The following is a 14,506-nucleotide window of genomic DNA, read 5'->3' as shown; positions in this document are numbered from 1 at the left end:
CACCAACCTGGTCGAAGGCATCAACAACAAGATCAAGGTCATCAAGCGAATGGCCTACGGCTTCCGCGACGACGCCTACTTCTTCCTGAAGATCCGGGCCGCCTTCCCCGGACTTGGGTGAAGAACCCGAAGTTTAGCCTCAGCGGAAACTGGAGCGGCTGCTGCATACTGCGCGCACCCAAACCCTGCTCCCGGAGGCTGTCGTGTTCGAGCGAGTTTCCCGTAGTTGGGGCCTGATCAAGGCCAGTGCCGGCGTGCTGGCCAAGGACAAGGAACTCCTGGTGTTCCCGCTGCTCTCGGCGATCTGCACGCTGATCGTGGCGGCGGCGTTCCTGCTGCCGGCGTTCGGCTTGGGCGCGCTGGACGGCCTGCGCGAGGGCGGCATGTCGGTCACGGCCTACGTGTTCGCGTTCCTGTTCTACCTGGTGCAGTACTTCGTGATCTTCTTCTTCAACTCGGCGCTGGTCGGCGCGGCGATGATCCGCCTGGACGGCGGCGACCCGACCGTGCGCGACGGCCTGCGCATCGCCGGCGGCAAGGTCGTGCCGATCCTCGGCTATGCCGCCATCGCGGCGACGGTGGGCATGGTCCTGCGCGCGATCCAGGAACGCGCCGGCTTCCTCGGCAGGATCATCGCCGGCCTGATCGGCGTGGCCTGGACGCTGGCCAGCTTCCTGGTGGTGCCGGTGCTGGTGTCGCGCGACATCGGCCCGCTCGATGCGGTGAAGGAAAGCGCGCTGCTGCTGAAGAAGACCTGGGGCGAGAACCTGATCGGCCAGGGCGGCGTGGGCCTGGTGTTCGGCTTCATCTTCTTCGCACTGGTCATCGTCGGCGGGGCGGGCATCGTCGCCGCGGCCACGACCGGCAACGGCGTGCTGATCGGGCTGATGGTGGCCCTGCTCATCGTGGCGCTGCTGGTCGCCGCGCTGGTGCAGGCCGCGCTGTCGGGCATCTACTCCGCGGCGCTGTATCGCTACGCCGTCGGCGCGGGCGACAGCGAAGGCTTCAACGCGCAATTGCTCGGGCAGGCATTCCGCACCAAGTAAGCACGCGACAGGCGAGGGAATCGATGCATCGATTCCCTCGCCGCTTCACCCAAGGTCATTCCGCATCGATGTCGATGCGCACGCCCTGCACGTTGTTCTCGACCACGGCGTCGTGCACGTGATCGACAGCGTGCTGATGCCGAAGTAATCGCATTCCGCCTCCCTCGTGGCGGCATGCGTGCGGGCGGCTTCGGCCGCCCGTTTTCGTTGGCGCGCGTCGCGCGCGCGACGGTCAATCGCAACGGCGCAGTCAGCATTGCGAAGTCGCCGCTCACGGCTCCGTCACCCTGCAAGGACCCTCGCATCGGCATGGTGCGGGTCCTCCCACAACGCAGGAATTCCCATGGGCATGCCATTGCGCAACAAGACCATCGCCATCCTCGCCACCGACGGCTTCGAGCAGGTCGAACTCACCGAACCAAAGCAGGCTGTCGAACAGGCAGGCGCGACGACCCGCATCCTCTCGCTCAAGGACGGCGAGATCCAGGGCATGCACCACGACAAGAAAGGCGACACGTTCAAGGTTGATGCGCTCGTGGCCGACGCCAGCATCGACGACTTCGACGCCCTGATTCTTCCGGGCGGCGTGGCCAATCCCGATGCCCTGCGCCTCGACCAGGCGGCTGTGGATTTCGTGCGCGACTTCACCAACAGCGGCAAGCCGATCGGGGTGATCTGCCACGGCCCGTGGATCATGGTCGAGGCCGACGTGGTCGGCGGTCGCACGATGACCGCCTGGCCGAGCGTTCGCACCGACCTGCGCAATGCCGGCGCCGAGGTGGTGGACGAGGAAGTCGTCACCGACCGCGGCATCGTCTCCAGTCGCAACCCGGACGACCTGCCGGCGTTCTGCCGGAAGATCGTCGAGGAGTTCGCCGAAGGGAACCACGCAACGCGCTGAGGCCGCGCATTGCGGCAGCAACGGCGGGACGCGGAAGCGCGTTCCGTCAGTGCACGCAACATCGGCATTGCGCGGGTCCGAGGATCACGAAACGCGCCCGCGTTTCTCACCCATCATTTGTCCGCGGGAGCCGGCGGCGGTGCGAGCCAGCGCGGATAGCGACGCACGATCTCGAGCAAGCGCGCCTGGAACCCCGGGTCGCTGCGCTGCACGGATTTCGCCAGCGCCACGCGATCAAGGAAGAACTGCTCGAACGCGCCCGGCGAGAGCGTGGTCAACAGGCGCACCGGGCGATCGTCGGCGCTGCCCTGCGCATGCACTGTCCCGCGAGGGATGTGGACGAAGGAGCCGGCCGGCAGGCGATGGCTGCGGCCGTCGAGTTCCAGCGCCAGCGTCCCCTCGAGCACGTAGAAACTCTCGTCCATCTCCGGATGCACATGCGCGGGCGTGCGATACGGCGGTTGCTCGGTGAGCTCCACCACCGCGAAACGCCCCTCGGTGGCGGACGACGGCACCAGCACGCGCAGCGTGCCCGCGTCGTAGGAGTGCGATGGAGCGTCGGCGGCGATCACCGGCAGCGGTCCGTCGGCGGCCGATTGCGCGCGCGTCGCGGGCGCGAACGAGAGCAACAGCAACGCAACGCTGGCGGCGAAACGGATTGGCATGATCGTCTCCGGAATCAACACGGGCTACGAAAATCGCACCCACGCGCGGACAGTGGCGGCATCGATTCCAGCGGATCGTCGCTGACACCCTGCTTCGCTGGCGTCATTCCGCGCCGACCTTGCCAGCCGCTGGCGCACGCACGGCATTCCAGTTGAACAGGAAACGGCGGTGTTCGGCCCAGGTCTGGCCGCGCGCGACCTCGCCCTCCAGGCAGACGGACGTGTGATAGGGCCCGACCCCGTCGCTGGTGCGGAAGCTCGCACACACACGACCACGATCCAACTTCCAGCGCCCGGCTTCGATACGGCTGTTGTAGAAACTGCCCTCCACGCCGCCACCCGGTCGCAGGGACAGTTGCATGGGTTGCGTGTAGGGCACCGCAGGATCGGTGGCGAGATCGACCACCCAGTCGCCTGCCAATCCCGGCTCGGCGGCCGATACCGGCATCGCCAGGGATGCCGCAATGCAAAGCAGGGCCAGCACGCGCATGACGGTACTCCTCGTTGATCGTCGAAGACTGCATATGGGGACGTGCGAGATCCGGATGCACGGGAGATTTACTCTCGCGTTGTCACGACGATCCCGACGATGCGCAAGGCGGGACATGCACGCCTCTCGATCAGTGAACCTGACCGGGGGTCTGCGTCAGCGCGCGTCGTCCACCCTGTGCAACCAGCCCAGCAAGCCGTCGAAGAACATCTGCTGGTCGTCGTACATCGGCATGTGGCCGCTGTTCGGCAGCAGCAGGAAATCGCCGCGCGGCACTTGCTTGCTCATCATCCGCATCCACGCCGGATCCATCGTGTCGTGTTGCCCGGCGATGACCAGCGTCGGGACGGTGATCCTCTTCAGGTCGGCGGTGCGGTCCCAGTGCAGCAGGATGCCGCTCGCCCCCATTTCGCTGGGGCCCTGCATCGGCACGTAGACCTTCTTGTTGATGTGGCGGACGTAGGAACGCAGGACCGGCTCCGGCCATTCCGCCGCGGGCCGGCGCAGGAGGTGGGCCTCGTAGTACGGCAGCAGCAGTTCCTCGTAGCGCGGGTTGTCGTACTGCTTCGCCGCTTCCAGCGCCAGGATCTCCTTCAACGCCCGCGGATCCATCATCGGCATCAGCACGTCGTGCGCGTACCGGTTGTACGCGGGGATGCTGGACATCATGTTGGAGATCGCCAGCCCCTTGAGGTGCTGCTGGTATTTCAGGGCGTATTCGATGGCGAGGATGCCGCCCCAGGAATGGCCGTAGAGGTAGAAGTTCTCGCGGCCCAGCCCCAGCGCGATGCGCACCTGCTCCACTTCCTCGACATAGTGTTCGATGTTGAGGAACGGCGTCATGTGCTCCGGCTGGTCGCTGTAGTACGAGCCCAACTGGTCGTAGTAGTAGTACTCGATGCCGTCCGCCGGCAGGAAGCTGTCGAAGGCCTCGAACGCCTCGTGGGTGGCGCCCGGCCCACCGTGCAACAGCAGCAGCTTGATCCGCGGGTTGTTGCCGATGCGCTTGGTCCACACGCGGAACTCGCCCTCCGGCGTGTGGATCGGGATCATCCGCACGCCACCGGACCATGCATCGGGGTGCTCGGTGTTGCCGTGGTAGGCCTTGAGCGACTGCGGCTCCGCTGCGCTGGCGACCAGCGCACAGGCCCACAGCAGCAACGTGACCAGGATGCGATGCATGGCGATCTCCCCGAATCGATGCGAGGTGCCACTGTACTCCGGCTGCCGGAACAGGATTCGGCGCATGGCGCCCGGCATGCAAACGGAATCGATCGCTGCCGGCGTGCCGCAGATCAGAGCACGACGCCCTCGACCTTGGTGTCCAGCACCGGCGTCAACGGACAGCCGTCGGCAACGCGCGCCAGATAGGGCCGCAGGTCCGGCATCGCCGCCGGCGGCGGAGACCGGCCAGTTCCCAGGCGGAACGTGATCGGCGTGATCAGCCGACAGTCGATGCGCTGGCCATCCACCTCGACCGGTTCCAGTTGCCAGTGCACGATCGCCTCGCGCGCGACTGCATCGAACGTCTTCTTCCAGTTCTTGCCTGCCTGCGAATCCAGCAGCTCCACTTCGATGGGCTTGCCCTGCGGATCGGGCCGGATCGCGTACACCAGCGTTTCCTCGACGCCCCGCCGCTGCGCGTCCACCGGATAGCGCGGCGGATGCATGGCACGACTGCTGGGAGCTCCGTTGGCAACGAGCCACGGGGGCACGCTGGTCACGCTCTTGATCCGCAGCGAAAAGCCGCCACCCGCCGCAGGCAACACATCCACCACAATGCGTTGCGACACGCGCCCCGGCACCGGCTTGCCCTGCCACGTGCCCGGGATGTAGCGCCAACCGGCCACCTGCTTGCGCACCATCGCCTGCAACGTCGGCGACAACCCTGCGTCCGGCGCGATATTGGCTGGCCGCCCATCCGCCCGCACGTCGGCCTGGAAATCGAGCGGGAGCGTGCGCGGCGGCGATTCCGCGCGTGCGGGCAGGACGGCGCACAGCGCGACAACCAGTCCCATCGAAGCCAACCGGATTGCGTGCATGTCGGATCCACTCACGGAGGATGCCGAAGTGTGGCACGGCGGGCGCAAGCCGGCGTCCTCGTTTCGGGGCATGCGGAACATCGCCTGCGACGCCTCAACCGGACATATGTCTCTCGTTCTTTTTCGTTGCAGCCGGGATTGCGGCTAGTGCGCAGGGACGGAACTCTTCAGCGCAGACACGATGTCGATCAACCTCGTTCCGCTCAGGATGCTGGCGCGTATGAATTGCTTCTGGGCGACTGAAAGCTTTCCACCCAGCGCGTCGCGCACCGCCATCTGGTCCAGGTCGAACTCCAGGCCGCGAATGAGGCGCTTGACGTCGCCGTCGGGAAGTCCGTATTCGGAAAGCAGGTGGGCGATTTCATCGAGGACATCCATGTGTTCATAGGCCAAGGCTGGAACGCGGGCCTATTGAACCCCAGCACGGGTCTCGCCTCGGTGAAGAGAGAAATGGAGGAGATACATTCAATCAGACGAAATAAATGTACCTGACCCCATTTTTGATAGGCCAAGGCTGGAACGCGGGCCTATTGAACCCCAGCACGGGTCTCGCCTCGGTGAAGAGAGAAATGGAGGAGATACATTCAATCAGACGAAATAAATGTACCTGACCCCATTTTTGCTTCACCTCAAGAAAATTCGAAATTGTCCCTGACACCTTTTCTGCGCTGGCTTTCTCTTGGGCCAGCAAGAGAAAGTGATCCGGGCGCCGGAGGCGGACGGAAGCTCTGCTTCTTCCAGACATGCGAAAGGCGGGACATGCCCGCCTCCTGCAAGAGAACCTGGCCCTGCCACTCCCCTTTGCAAATTTAAGAAGCCGAAGACGACAAGAGCGAATTCTCAAAATCGGAAAGGTTCAAGATTGCCCTTCTTATCGAGCGATAGTCAGTTGCGGGAACATCCACATAGCCGGAAACACCCATTTCCGACTCAGCCTCGAAGAGCCCCTGGGGCGCACTGGTCGTGGAAATTAGGTCGACATAACAACCATAGTCAATCGCGTAGACGTTGTAACGCACGCCCCGAGTCTCATTACTGGAGACTCCTTTCTTGATGACGTGGATCACGCGAGAATCGTATAGATAGTCTATGAGATCACTCTTAGTAGATGACGGCAGCAAGAACGCCCTGGCGCGACGCTCCCCAATCACGTCTTCGCGAATCCAATGCAGCAGATCGAGCGCACTTTGGCGTGAGCCAATTGCGGCTTCCTTCGACTGCTGATACCACTGTCGCGCAGCCGATCTGATATCTGCAACTGAGATGGCGCGATCAGATGCTGATTGCGCGGCCAACGCCATTACATTGATCGCATCCCTAGGGACGCCTTCTGCAGCCCTCACCAATTCTTGCAAAGCATTGATTTGGGTGAAAGCGGCCGAAACGAAACTAGACTCCGAAATCTCCTTAAGTTCATGTCCCTCGCCCTTTTCTGGCGCCGACGAACGGACGTGCTTCCATAGTAAAGATTTGAAGAAAGCGGTCGCAGTCGTTGCGTTGTTGTCGAACACCATGAAGTCGTCCAACGTGAGACTTGCGACTGCATCGGCACCTATTTCAATGCCAATGGAACCACCTTGCTCTGAGGCTATTTGAAAATTTGTTCGCTGTTCGATAGCCGCGATTTTTACGACTATTTCTCTGATCGGGAAGACGGTCCTTCTAAGCAGATCTGCTAGATAGGGCTGAAGATCCAATGGAACTTCACTCCACTCGTCTAGCAAGAGCCACAAGGTCGCGCCGCTAAATGGCGCGCACGCTTCACGCAGAGCAGTCGAAACATTCCCAAACACGAGCCTGTGGCGCGCTACACCACTCACCGTAACTGTTCGTCCAGAACTCCTTGTGGAGCTAGCGACGTTCTCGAGCTTCGCCGTTAGGCCAGGATTTCCAGATAAATCTAATGAGATCCCGTCAGTCGAACCGGCGCTCTCTTCCGAATTTTGATTAGTAGCGTCAACCACCTGACCAACCACACAAACTTGTGTGATGGAATCTCGTAGGCCATCAAGCCGCCTCTGTGCAACTTCAAGATCTACGGACTCGTTGTCTAAGGCCGCACCCATCAGCCCATCGTGGATCGCCCAGAGCAAATCTGTAATTAGACGCGTCGCCCTCTCTGATAGCGGCAAATTCGGATCAGAGTAGATTCCGCCAGTCGACCCTAACGTCCGAAGATCAACCTGAATCGCTATCTGATTTTGCGCTATCGCGTCCGCATATAGCTTGGACAATACGTGGGTCTTACCTGTACCCCGCCTACCAAAGATGATCTGGTGATCATTATTGGCAAGCGACGCCAGAAGCGAGCCTGCGTCAGTAAAGGAAGCAACCAACTGAGCACTAGTGGCGCGCTCTGCTCGTTTTGGCAACTTCAAGAGGAGTCTATTTATTGGGCGCACTCATCTCCCCCTGCATTGCATCTAGAGGTATGAAGACCTACTCACCCGCACTTCGAATAACCACAATTCAAACAAGTCGCACACCCATCCATCAGGACCAGCGCCTTGGTCGAACACTTGTGGCACATCGTCGCCGTCGGCGGGAACACCGCGCCGTCGCCCGTCACTTCGATGTCCTCGTGGTGCGTCGCCGTGGAACCGGCGACCGTGCTGCCCGCAGGCGGCGTTACGTCAGAGTTTTTTTTTGAGCGCTGCTGCGTCTCATAGGCGCGCCGCTTCTCCGCGATCAGCGCGCGCTGGTGCTCGCTCATCTCAGGGTCGTGCATCATCCCGATCGACTTCAGGTGGTCCTCGATGATCATGCCGAGCTCGGCGACCAGCGACGGCATGTACACGCCACCGGCCTTGAAGTAGCCGCCCTTCGGGTCGAACACGGCCTTCATTTCCTCGACCAGGAAGGTCACGTCGCCGCCCTTGCGGAACACGGCGGACATGATGCGCGTGAGCGCGACGATCCACTGGAAGTGCTCCATCGACTTGGAGTTGATGAAGACCTCGAACGGGCGGCGGTGTTCGTGGTCGGTGCCGGCGTTGAGCACGATGTCGTTGATGGTCACGTACATGGCGTGTTCCACCAGCGGCGACTTGATCTTGTAGGTGCTGCCGATCAGGACTTCCGGGCGCTCGATGCGCTCGTGCATCTGGATGACGTCGGCCACCGGCAGTTCGGCCTCGACCTGGGCGCGGCTGACGGAATCGGCCTTGACCGCTTCCTTCGCCTTGTCCTCGGGGGTGACGACGGCGTAGCCCTTGATTTTCTTTTCGATCCTGACGGCCATGTGTGTTCCGGTTCTCTTGCTGTCTGCGTGCGTGGGTGGGTGCTGGCCCTCACCCCAACCCCTCTCCCGCGGACGGGAGAGGGGCTCGAGCGGGTCACTTCTTCTTCGCTGCCTTCTTGGCGGCCTTCTTCGCCGGCGCCTTCCTGGCGGCCGTCTTCTTCATCGGTGCCTTCTTCGCGGCTGCCTTCTTCGCAGGCGCCTTCTTCACCGCTTTCTTGATCGCCTTCTTCGCGACGGCCTTCTTCGCCGTTGCCTTCCTGGCGACCTTCTTGACCGCCTTCTTCACTGCCGCCTTCTTCGCCGTGGCTTTCTTGGCGACCTTCTTGGTCGCCTTCTTGCCGGCGGCCTTCTTGGCAGGGGCCTTCTTCGCGGCCTTCTTGCCGGTCGCCTTCTTCTTCAGGCTGGCGGCTTCCTTCTTGGCATCGGCACTGACCGCGGCGAGCTTCTTCTTGGCGTTGGCCACGGTCTTCTTGACCGCCTTGCTGGCTTTCTCGGTGCGCTTGGCCACGGCCTTCTTGGCGCTGGCGACGCGCGTCTTCACCGTCTTCTCGGCGGACTTCGCGGCCTTCTTCGCCTTGGCGACGGTGGCGCTGGCGGTGCTGGCGACGGCCTCGCCGATTTCGGATGCTTTTTCTTTCACGCTTTCAGCGGCATCGGACAGCGTGGCCGCCACTCCATTTCCATTGCTCATGAAGCCCTCCTCGTCGGGCGTTGGTTGGGTACTACAGCGCGATCCTATACCTGCTGGCGGCGTGCGTGCAGCGTGACGAACGTTGTAGGTCGCGCCGCCACCAGGCGCGACCGGAACTCCGTGATCCCTTCCATCGAGGCGCGCTTGCGGGTTGCCTCGAAACTTGCCGCGGGTCTTCTCGCGAAGCGCCATCGGCGGACCCTCAGAACGTGCCGCGGGCCTTCCTGCGAAGCCGCATCGGCGGGGACATCAGAACTTGCCGTGAGCCTTCTCGCGAACCGCCATCGGCAGACCCTCAGAACTTGCCGTGAGCCTTCTCGCGAAGCGCCCTCGACGGGACCTCAGAACTTGCCGTAGTAGCCTTCCTTCAAGGCATCGAACAGGTTGGCGGCGGTGTGCAGTTCGCCGTCGTATTCGATCTGCTCGTTGCCCTTGACCTCCACCACGCTGCCGTCGTCCAGCTCGAAGCGGTAGGTGGTGTTCTCCAGGTCGGCCTCCTTGACCAGCACGCCCTGGAAGGCGGCGGGGTTGAAGCGGAAGGTGGTGCAGCCCTTCAAGCCCTGCTCGTGGGCGTAGCGGTAGATGTCCTTGAAGTCCTCGTACGGATAGTCGGTGGGGACGTTCGCGGTCTTGGAGATCGAGGAATCCACCCACTTCTGCGCGGCGGCCTGGACGTCCACGTGCGCCTTCGGGGTGATGTCGTCGGCGCTGATGAAGTAATCCGGCAGCTTCGAGGCGGCGTCCTCGGCGTACGGCATTGCCTTCGGGTTGACCAGCTCGCGGTAGGCGAGCAGCTCGAAGGAATAGACGTCCACCTTCTCCTTGGTCTTCTTGCCTTCGCGGATCACGTTGCGGCTGTAGTGGTGGGCGAAGCTGGGCTCGATGCCGTTGCTGGCGTTGTTGGCCAGGCTCAGCGAAATCGTGCCGGTCGGGGCGATGGAGCTGTGGTGGGTGAAGCGCGCGCCGACCTCGGCCAATTCCGCGACCAGTTCCGGGGCGACCTCGGCCACGCGCTGCATGTAGCGGCTGTACTTCGCGTGCAGCACCTTGCCGCTGATCTCCTGGCCGAGCTTCCAGCCGTCCTTCGCCATCTCCGGGCGCTTGCGCAGCATCTCGGCGGTGACCTCGAACACCTCGTCCATGATCGGCGCGGCGCCTTTTTCCTTCGCCAGCGACAGGCCCATTTCCCAGCCGGCCACCGCCATGTCGCGGGCGATGCGCTCGGTGAACTCGCAGGATTCCTTGCTGCCGTACTTCATCTGCAGCATGGTCACGGTGCTGCCCAGGCCCAGGAAGCCCATGCCGTGGCGGCGCTTGCGGGCGATCTCGTCGCGCTGCTGCTGCAACGGCAGGCCGTTGACCTCGACCACGTTGTCCAGCATGCGGGTGAACACGCGCACGACTTCCTTGTATTCCTCCCAGTCGAAGCTGGCCTTGTCGGTGAAGGGATGCTTGACGAACTTGGTGAGGTTGATCGAGCCCAGCAGGCAGGCGCCATACGGCGGCAGCGGCTGCTCGCCGCAGGGATTGGTGGCGCGGATCGTCTCGCACCACCAGTTGTTGTTCATCTCGTTGACGCGGTCGATCAGGATGAATCCCGGCTCGGCGTAGTCGTACGTCGAGACCATGATCATGTCCCACAGGTGGCGGGCGCGGATCTGGCCGTAGATCTTGCAGGCCACCAGGCCGTCGTCGCGGGTGATGTAGCCCTTGTGGGTCGGCCAGTCGCGCCAGACGACCTGCGCGGCATCGGCCAGGTCGAGCTCGCCGGCTTCCTGCTCCGCCACCGGGAACACCAGCGGCCAGTCCTTGTCGTTGTTGACCGCGTCCATGAAGCCGTCGGTGATCAGCAAGCTGAGGTTGAACTGGCGCAGGCGGCCGTCTTCGCGCTTGGCGCGGATGAAGTCCTTGACGTCCGGGTGGGCGATTTCGAAGGTGCCCATCTGCGCGCCGCGGCGGCCACCGGCCGAGCTCACGGTGAAGCACATCTTGTCGTAGATATCCATGAAGGACATCGGCCCGCTGGTGTAGGCACCGGCGCCGGCGACGAACGCGCCGCGCGGGCGCAGCGTGCTGAATTCGTAGCCGATGCCGCAACCGGCCTTGAGGGTCAGGCCGGCCTCGTGGACCTTCTCCAGGATGCCGTCCATCGAGTCGGTGATGGTGCCGGACACGGTGCAGTTGATCGTGCTGGTCGCCGGCTTGTGTTCCTGCGCGCCGGCATTGCTGGTGATGCGGCCGGCGGGAATCGCCCCGCGGCGCAGTGCCCAGGCGAAACGCTCCATCCAGTACTGCTGCAGCTCGGCGGTGGGCTCGGCCTCGGCCAAGGCCTTGGCCACGCGCTGGTAGGTGCCGTCGATGTCGGCATCGAGCGCCACGCCCTGCTTGGTCTTGAGGCGGTACTTCTTGTCCCAGATGTCCAGCGAGGCCGGCTGCATCGGGATGTCCTGCTTTGCGTCCGTGGCCACTGCTTCCAGCCTCACCGTGCTCATGCCTGACGACTCTCCTGTCCTGTCATTCGATCGCAGCGGGGGCCGCGACCTGGGTTGTTCGTGGGTTCGCCATCGGCGATTTCAGCCGGCGACGATGCGGGCCGCGCGCTGCGCGCAGCCTGCCTGTCATGGTTTTCCTGGCGTTGCCGCCGAACTCCAGCTCGTCACGCGTCGCTCCCCCGACGTCGTTACTGCCAAGCACTTGCACTACCCTCCTGGGCACAAGTCTTGGGCCTGTTCGGCGAACCCGACCACAAGATGTAGTGGCTCGCCAGCAATCGAAGGTACCCAGCGTCCGGGAGCAAGTCAACGCTAAAATTTATCGAAAATGGCTTGCAAAGCGGGGGTGCCGGCTGACACGCGCATCCCGACGCGGTTTCACCGAAGATTCAAGCGCGTCGGCGGAAAGTGTGAATGCGCACCAACCGGTGCATCCCCCTGATTCATTCCGGAGTCGTCCCGCAATGCAGCACGCCCCGAGCACCGCCCGCCGCACCCTGCTGGCCCTGACCGCCGCCGCCGCGTTCGGCGGATTCGCCGCCACCGGCCTGAACCTGATGCTGGATGCGCCCGCCGGCGCGCAGCCCCCGCCCGGCATGGCCAGCGTGCCCGCCGCCGCCGCGCTGCCGACCGCGGTCAGCGGCGTGCCGGTGCCGTCGCTGGCACCGATGCTGAAGCGGGTGCTGCCCGCGGTGGTCAGCGTGACCAGCAAGCAGCGGGTGCGGGTGAACACCCCGTTCGGCGACGACCCGGTGTTCCGCCGGATGTTCGGCATCCCGCAGGAGCGCATCGCCCAGTCGCTGGGCTCGGGGGTGATCATCGACGCCCAGCGCGGCCTGGTGCTGACCAACAACCACGTGGTCGAGGATGCCGACGAGGTCTCGGTGAACCTGGCCGACGGGCGCACCCTCAAGGCCGAATTCGTTGGCTCCGATCCGGACACCGACGTGGCGCTGATGCGCATTCCCGCGCAGGACCTGACCGCGATCCCGATGGCGAACAGTGACAGGCTGCAGATCGGCGACTTCGTGGTCGCCATCGGCAATCCGTTTGGCGTGGGTCAGACGGTGACCAGCGGGATCATCTCCGCGGTGGGTCGCAACAACCTGCCCGGCGCCGGCTTCCAGAACTTCATCCAGACCGATGCCTCGATCAACCCCGGCAACTCCGGCGGCGCGCTGGTCAACCTCAACGGCGAGCTGGTCGGCATCAACACCGCCAGCTTCAACCCGCGCGGCTCGATGGCCGGCAACATCGGCCTGGGCTTCGCCATCCCGGTGAACCTGGCCAACAGCATCAAGGACCAGTTGCTGGCCGGCGGCGTTGTCCGCCGCGGCACCCTCGGCATCGACACCCAGGACGTGGACGCGAAGATCGCGCGCGGCCTGGGCCTGGCCGAAACCCGCGGCGCGGTGGTGACCCGGGTGTATCCCGGCTCCGCCGGCGCGGCCGCCGGCCTGAAGATCGGCGACGTGATCCTGGCCGCCAACGGCGAGCACATCGACAACGCCGAGGCGCTGCGCAACTTCCAGGGCCTGCAGGCGGCGAACGCGCGGGTCACCCTGGACGTGCGCCGCGACGGCAAGCCGCTGCAACTGGCCACCGGCCTGCGCGAGGCACCGAAAGCGCTGCAGGGCGCGCAACTCGACGAACGCCTGGGCGGTGCGAGCTTCGCCGAGCTGCCGGAGTCGCTGCGTCGGCAGGGGCTGGCCGGCGTGCTGGTGGAGAAGGTGGTGCGCGACAGCCGCATCGCCCGGACCGGCTTGCGCGACGGCGACGTGGTGCTCGGTGCCAGCAGCGGCGAGTTCAGCGACCTGACGGGCTTCCGTGCAGCGATGTCCGCGCAACCGCAGCAACTGGTCCTGCGCGTGCTGCGCAACGGCCGCGCGTACAACGTGCCGATGCGCTGATGCACTTGCGCGATGACAGCCGCGTCACATGGACGCTGGCAGTCTCGTTCTTCGTTGAACCCGCTGTTCCCCACATGTTCCCCACGAGGATTCCCGGATGAGCGACAACACCACTGCCGTCAAGACCAACCTCGGCGAAGCCGGCACCCACCTGAAACAGGCCGCGATCGCCGCGGGCGATGCGATCAAGGGCGCTGCCAGTGCCGCCGGCGGCGAAGTGCAACTCGGCAAGGCGCAGATGAAGTCCGAACTCGCCGAAGGCGCGCTCTCCGGGCTGACCGCCGCCGAACACCTGGGCGGTGCCGCCGGCGAGCAGATGGACGCGCTGATGGACAAGGGCCGCGACCTGATCGACAGCGCCGCTGAACTGATCCGCGAGCGTCCGCTGGCCGCGTTCGGCGTGGCCTTCGCTGCCGGCTGGATCATTTCCAAGCTCGGCCGCAGCGACAAGTAAGCCGCAACGATGCGCGCCGACGGCGACGCGCCGCAGCCAGACCCGGCAGGCAAACCGCAGGCCCCGCCCGACCTGGGCGAGGCCCTGCATGCGCTGGGCGCGGACAGCCGTGCCGGGCTGAAGGCCGCCAGCGACAGCCTCAAGGCCCTGCGCATCCTGGTCGCCGCGGATTTCTCGCTTGCGCGCAGCGCGTTCGGGCGGGCGCTGGCGTTCACCGGCGTGGCGATCGCGTTCGGCGCATCGGCCTGGCTGCTGCTGATGGGCGCAATGATCGCGGGCATGCAAGCCGCCGGCCTGTCCTGGGCGGTTGCCATGCTGATCGCGGCCGCCTTGAGCATCGCGATCACGGTCGGCGCGGTGATCGCGGCAATGCGCTACTTCGAACACACCCGGATGCAGGCGACACGGCGACAGTTCGCCCGCCTCGGTTTCGGTGAACTGGCCGATGTGATGCCGAGTCCCGGCAGCGCCGAATCCAGTGTCGATGCCGCGCAGCGCGTGGCCGAAGCCCACGCGAATGCCGACACACCGATGAAGAAGGGCCTGGGCGTCGACGTGACCCCGCCGTAAGGAC

15 protein-coding genes are annotated in these 14,506 nt (G+C 64.4%); 6 read left to right on the top strand and 9 right to left on the bottom strand.

Annotation, left to right across the window (positions count from 1 at the left end; all coding sequences use genetic code 11):
• The 3 genes from ACE3T8_RS12370 to ACE3T8_RS12360 all read left to right on the top strand — a co-directional run.
• On the top strand, positions 1-121 hold a 121-nt coding region (locus tag ACE3T8_RS12370), incomplete at its 5' end, for a transposase (protein ID WP_374606131.1).
• Between the two features lie 82 nt (positions 122-203).
• Positions 204-1,046 (top strand): DUF6159 family protein, encoded by an 843-nt coding sequence (locus ACE3T8_RS12365; RefSeq protein ID WP_374609505.1) that lies wholly within the window; start codon positions 204-206, stop codon positions 1,044-1,046.
• 343 nt (positions 1,047-1,389) lie between these two features.
• Positions 1,390-1,947: a type 1 glutamine amidotransferase domain-containing protein gene (locus ACE3T8_RS12360; protein ID WP_374609504.1), complete on the top strand. Its 558-nt coding sequence runs from the start codon at positions 1,390-1,392 to the stop codon at positions 1,945-1,947.
• 113 nt (positions 1,948-2,060) lie between these two features.
• Here the strand turns inward: ACE3T8_RS12360 and ACE3T8_RS12355 are convergent, their stop codons facing one another.
• The 9 genes from ACE3T8_RS12355 to ACE3T8_RS12315 all read right to left on the bottom strand — a co-directional run bounded on the left by ACE3T8_RS12355 (position 2,061) and on the right by ACE3T8_RS12315 (position 11,568).
• Complete coding sequence (locus tag ACE3T8_RS12355; RefSeq protein ID WP_374609503.1) at positions 2,061-2,612, bottom strand: cupin domain-containing protein; 552 nt, start codon at positions 2,610-2,612, stop codon at positions 2,061-2,063.
• Between the two features lie 103 nt (positions 2,613-2,715).
• Complete coding sequence (locus ACE3T8_RS12350) at positions 2,716-3,102, bottom strand: hypothetical protein (protein ID WP_374609502.1); 387 nt, start codon at positions 3,100-3,102, stop codon at positions 2,716-2,718.
• Positions 3,103-3,258: 156 nt separating this feature from the next.
• A complete protein-coding gene (locus ACE3T8_RS12345; RefSeq protein WP_374609501.1) occupies positions 3,259-4,284 on the bottom strand; it encodes a proline iminopeptidase-family hydrolase in 1,026 nt (341 codons plus the stop codon).
• 113 nt (positions 4,285-4,397) lie between these two features.
• A complete protein-coding gene (locus ACE3T8_RS12340; protein WP_374609500.1) occupies positions 4,398-5,144 on the bottom strand; it encodes an energy transducer TonB in 747 nt (248 codons plus the stop codon).
• A 144-nt stretch (positions 5,145-5,288) separates the two neighbouring features.
• Positions 5,289-5,522, bottom strand: coding sequence for a hypothetical protein (locus tag ACE3T8_RS12335; RefSeq protein WP_374609499.1), 234 nt, complete (start codon positions 5,520-5,522; stop codon positions 5,289-5,291).
• 431 nt (positions 5,523-5,953) lie between these two features.
• Positions 5,954-7,522, bottom strand: a complete 1,569-nt coding sequence (locus ACE3T8_RS12330; RefSeq protein ID WP_374609498.1) for a hypothetical protein — start codon at positions 7,520-7,522, stop codon at positions 5,954-5,956.
• Positions 7,523-7,587: 65 nt separating this feature from the next.
• Positions 7,588-8,385 carry an NrdJb gene (locus ACE3T8_RS12325; RefSeq protein ID WP_374609497.1) on the bottom strand — a complete coding sequence of 266 codons (798 nt, stop codon included), beginning with the start codon at positions 8,383-8,385 and terminating at the stop codon, positions 7,588-7,590.
• A gap of 94 nt (positions 8,386-8,479) precedes the next feature.
• Positions 8,480-9,076: a hypothetical protein gene (locus tag ACE3T8_RS12320; RefSeq protein ID WP_374609496.1), complete on the bottom strand. Its 597-nt coding sequence runs from the start codon at positions 9,074-9,076 to the stop codon at positions 8,480-8,482.
• Positions 9,077-9,417: 341 nt separating this feature from the next.
• Positions 9,418-11,568, bottom strand: coding sequence for an adenosylcobalamin-dependent ribonucleoside-diphosphate reductase (locus ACE3T8_RS12315; RefSeq protein ID WP_374609495.1), 2,151 nt, complete (start codon positions 11,566-11,568; stop codon positions 9,418-9,420).
• A gap of 464 nt (positions 11,569-12,032) precedes the next feature.
• On the opposite strand from ACE3T8_RS12315, the gene ACE3T8_RS12310 reads away from it, so the two are divergent.
• The 3 genes from ACE3T8_RS12310 to ACE3T8_RS12300 all read left to right on the top strand — a co-directional run bounded on the left by ACE3T8_RS12310 (position 12,033) and on the right by ACE3T8_RS12300 (position 14,502).
• Entirely contained in the window at positions 12,033-13,478 is a 1,446-nt protein-coding gene (locus ACE3T8_RS12310; RefSeq protein WP_374609494.1) for a Do family serine endopeptidase, read from the top strand.
• A gap of 97 nt (positions 13,479-13,575) precedes the next feature.
• Positions 13,576-13,932 carry a hypothetical protein gene (locus ACE3T8_RS12305; protein ID WP_374609493.1) on the top strand — a complete coding sequence of 119 codons (357 nt, stop codon included), beginning with the start codon at positions 13,576-13,578 and terminating at the stop codon, positions 13,930-13,932.
• Between the two features lie 9 nt (positions 13,933-13,941).
• On the top strand, positions 13,942-14,502 hold the full coding sequence (locus ACE3T8_RS12300; protein ID WP_374609492.1) for a phage holin family protein: 561 nt from the start codon (positions 13,942-13,944) through the stop codon (positions 14,500-14,502).
• The last annotated feature ends 4 nt before the right edge of the window (positions 14,503-14,506 follow it).

It is taken from the genome of Thermomonas sp., assembly GCF_041919455.1.
Classification (GTDB): domain Bacteria; phylum Pseudomonadota; class Gammaproteobacteria; order Xanthomonadales; family Xanthomonadaceae; genus Thermomonas.
Note: the sequence above shows the minus strand (reverse complement) of the source record. Positions and strands in the feature narration are given on the sequence as shown.